General features: G+C 30.4%; 2 protein-coding genes. Both read right to left on the reverse strand.

The genetic code is table 11. The features are described 5' to 3' along the window. Positions 1-263: 263 nt before the first annotated feature. The gene (locus AB9K26_RS00060) at positions 264-1,382 is read right to left on the reverse strand and encodes a hypothetical protein (RefSeq protein WP_369970515.1); all 1,119 of its coding nucleotides are present in this window, start codon (positions 1,380-1,382) and stop codon (positions 264-266) included. A gap of 303 nt (positions 1,383-1,685) precedes the next feature. Then, positions 1,686-2,057: hypothetical protein (locus AB9K26_RS00065; RefSeq protein WP_369970516.1), on the reverse strand; the 372-nt coding region annotated here is incomplete at its 5' end.

Raw genomic sequence — 2,057 nt, forward strand, 5'->3', positions numbered from 1 at the left:
TTTCGTAATCGAAATTCAAAAACCAATTTAAAATCTTTCCAACTAATACAAATCCAATCAAGAATTTGAATACTAGTAACGATTTATTTTTTAAAAATGTGAGCATTTCTTGAATATTATTGCCAACGTGTTCGTGTATGGCTAGTTGTGTGATTTGTTTAGTAAGATAGCAAAAAACGGAATAGGGATTGAGTGGAATTCGCTAGAATTCCGCGAGGGTTCTTTAACGGACAATTAGTTATACACGTTGTTGTAATGCGTTTCTATTCATAATATTGTATTTTCCTTGTCCAGACAAATAGTTTCTCTCCATTCACTGATTTAATTTGTGTTGTCCAGTTATTTTGCTTGTCAAACTCATATTCAAATTCGACTGATACAGGTTTATTTTTTTCTGTATATATGAGTTTGATAATATTTCCGGTATTGTCATAGAAATATTGGGTTGAAAGATTATTATCAGAGTATTTAGTAAAAGTAACAGTCTCTTTTATTATTCGTCTATTATTATCGTATTGATACTCTTTAAAACTATTTATAGTGTCTCTTGAATAGATTACTTTTTTTAAGAGTCCATCTTCATATTCATTCTTGACTTTACGAGATAATTTAGAAGGTAAATTATCTGATGCGCTATAATTAAAGTAATGAGTTTCTATTAAATTATCTTCTGTATCATAGTAATATTTTTCGCAAAGTTTAGTTAGTCCAATGCTATCTCTTTTTGATGTAGTTGCTCTTCCTTTTTTTACATAGATATATGGTTTGTGAATTTGCATGGATATCTTTCTGTTTTTTGAGTCATATTTATATTTCCAAGAAGCAAGCTCTCCGTCTTCATCAAATCTTATAATTTCAATTAAATTAGCTAGAGAATCTCTAACATAGGTTGTATAGGAGTATAGGTTTGGGTCATCTGAAGCGTAATAGATTGTAGACCTTAATTTATTTTTATAGTCGTAAGTGTAATTTCTACAAGTGTAATCGTTTTCATCAAATATATCCTTCTTTTGAATTAAGTTGTCTTTTTTGTCATACTTGTATTTGTAGGTCGTAACTGTGTCTCCGTCTTTATAGAACCAAATCTCATAAGTTGTTTGTCCTTTCTCATTAATCTCCTTGAAGTAATTTGAATAATGAACCCAAGGCGTATTATACCACCAGTTATGAAATCTACTTTTTGTGAACTCAGCACTTGAAAAACCGTAGTGTCCATAATCTCCTTCTGTACTAAATAATTTCATATTCTGCCGATTTTTATCGAGGAAATTGATTTGCTCTCTAACAGTTTTTACTTTTCCATAAATAGTGTCCTTTTGTTGACCAAAGAAAAACGAAAACCACAATAATGATACAGCAAAAATCAGGTTGGATTTATTCATTGTTTTTCCGGTAAATCTATTCGGGTTATTTGTCTTTCAAAAGTCTAAATGAGTGTATTAATTTATTTAGTAAGTAATTCAGTCAGTTGGTTTAGGCAAATGCATTACAACGTGTTCGTGTAAGGTTTGTTGCGGAATTTCAGCCGAACGCTTTGCGTTGGGATGAGCCAGCTTGCCTAGCGAAAATTCCGTTGGAAAAAAGCGAGAGGCTGAGCTAACGAATTGATTCCTGAAATAAATATAGTTAAATAATGCGAGAATTTTTCCGATGGAAAAATTTGAAGCAATTGACCTTACACGTTGTTAGCCATAGTTTTTATCCATTTCATTAATAGCTAATTCTTTCCAATCACTTGAATTATTATTAAATTTTTCTTTGAGTAATTCCGATCCATTAGAATTAATGTATTTGATAAGTTTTGATTCTAGCTTTTGAAATTCCACATATTCCGAAATTTTATCAGGATACTGGATTTTAAATTCCATAAAGTGATGATCCAAAACTTTTACGATCCAATTAATATTCTCTTCATCACTATAAATGTGCTTTCCGTAATCTTTGTAATATTCAGAATCAGAAAACCAAAATTCCATTAATGATGAAAGTGGAATTTCTGTCTTATCTGAAAGATTTGTTACAGTAACTTCTACAACTCCAAATTCGCAAACAAAAGT

This window comes from Psychroserpens sp. XS_ASV72, from assembly GCF_041224425.1.
GTDB lineage: Bacteria > Bacteroidota > Bacteroidia > Flavobacteriales > Flavobacteriaceae > Psychroserpens.

Excerpts from the sequence above, each read along its gene's own strand:
- AB9K26_RS00060 (WP_369970515.1), bottom strand. The coding sequence starts at position 1,382 with ATGAATAAATCCAACCTGATTTTTGCTGTATCATTATTGTGGTTTTCG.